The 1,340-nt window shown below is 66.0% G+C and carries 1 protein-coding gene; it reads right to left on the bottom strand.

Features of this window, described 5'->3' with window-relative positions:
- Positions 1 to 1,340: VCBS domain-containing protein (locus tag AC1D15_RS32525; RefSeq protein WP_477829311.1), on the bottom strand; the 1,340-nt coding region annotated here is incomplete at both ends.

The following is a 1,340-nucleotide window of genomic DNA, read 5'->3' as shown; positions in this document are numbered from 1 at the left end:
GCCCGAGGTCGCGCCGGAGATGACGGCAGCGTCGTTGACACCCTTGATGGTGACCGTGACGCTCGAAGAAGTCCCGTCGGCGCTCTTGACCGAGAAGGTCTCGGTCAGCGACTGATCGGCGCGCAGCGCCTGGACCGTGGCGTTGCTGTTCGCAGCTGCATAAGTCCAGGTGCCGTCGGTGGCGAGCGTGAAGGTGCCGTAGGCGCCAGCAGTGGCGGGCTGAGCCTGGAACACGGCCTGGCCATTGTCGACATCGGCGACGGACAAGGTGCCGCCGGTGGTCAGGTTGCCGGAAGCGTTGACAGCCGTGTCTTCCGAGACGGAGCCGGTATTGACACCGGAGATCACCGCGACGTCGTTGGTGCCCTGGATGGTGACCGTGACGCTCGACGAGGTCCCATCAGCGCTCTTGACGGAGAAGGTCTCGGTCAGCGACTGATCAGCGCGCAGCGCCTGAACCGTGGCGTTGTTGTTGGCAGCGGCGTAGGTCCAGGTGCCGTCGGTGGCAAGGGTGAAGGTGCCGTAGGTGCCCGCTGTGGCGGGCTGAGCCTGGAACACCGCCTGGCCGTTGTCGACGTCTGCGACGGACAGCGTGCCACCGGTGGTCAGGTTGCCAGAACCGTTGACAGTGGTGTCTTCGGTGACGGAGCCGGAGGTTGCGCCGGAAATGACGGCGGCGTCGTTGGCACCCTTGATGGTGACCGTGACAGAGGAGTTGGTGCCATCAGCGCTCTTGACCGTGAAGGTCTCGGTCAGCGACTGATCGGCACGCAGCGCCTGGACCGTGGCGTTGCTGTTCGCAGCTGCATAAGTCCAGGAGCCRTCGGCGGCGAGAGTGAAGGTGCCGTAGGTGCCCGCGGTGGCAGGTTGGGCCTGGAACACGGCCTGGCCGTTGTCGATGTCGGCGACGGACAGGGTGCCGCTGGTGGTCAGGTTACCGGAGCCGTTGACCGCAGTGTCTTCTGTGACGGAACCCGAGGTSGCGCCGGAGATGACGGCAGCGTCGTTGACACCCTTGATGGTGACCGTGACGCTCGAAGAAGTCCCGTCGGCGCTCTTGACGGWGAAGGTYTCGGTCAGCGACTGATCGGCGCGCAGGGCTTGGATYGTCGCGTTGCTGTTGGCGRCTGCGTAAGTCCASGTGCCGTCGGYGGCRAGCGYGAAGGTGCCGTAGGTRCCWGCAGTGGCAGGCTGRGCCTGGAACACGGCCTGGCCGTTGTCGACGTCGGCGACGGACAGGGTGCCRCCGGTSGTCAGATTGCCGGMGCCGTTGACCGCGGTGTCTTCGGTGACGGAACCCGAGGTCGCGCCGGAGATGACAGCGGTGTCGTTCGTGCCGT

The sequence above is a fragment of the Rhizobacter sp. P2_H2 genome (genome assembly GCF_056403375.1).
Note: the sequence above shows the minus strand (reverse complement) of the source record. Positions and strands in the feature narration are given on the sequence as shown.